This window comes from Candidatus Hydrogenedentota bacterium (genome assembly GCA_016791475.1).
Taxonomy (GTDB): domain Bacteria; phylum Hydrogenedentota; class Hydrogenedentia; order Hydrogenedentales; family JAEUWI01; genus JAEUWI01.
Window position 1 is genome coordinate 1 of record JAEUWI010000211.1, and the last position, 250, is coordinate 250.

Consider the following 250-nt stretch of genomic DNA (forward strand, 5'->3'; position numbering starts at 1 on the left):
GGGCTATACAATCCAGGCCGACATCGCATTCTCAGAGATTGTGCCCGAGGACTACCTTGGCATTTTTTTCTCCGGCGGGCGCGCCCCCGAATACATCCGCTACGACCAGGATCTCGTCCGCGCGACCAGGTATTTCTTCGAACAGAACAAACCCGTCGCCAGCGTGTGCCACGGCGTCGAAATCCCCGCCTACGCCGATTGCGTGCGCGGGCGGCGCATGGCGACCGTGCCCAAGTGCAAATTCGACCTC

The 250-nt window shown here is 61.2% G+C and carries 1 pseudogene (cut by a window edge); it reads left to right on the top strand.

What is annotated here, in order from left to right:
- A pseudogene (locus JNK74_28760) lies at positions 1 to 250 on the top strand (DJ-1/PfpI family protein) (it continues 130 nt past the right edge of the window).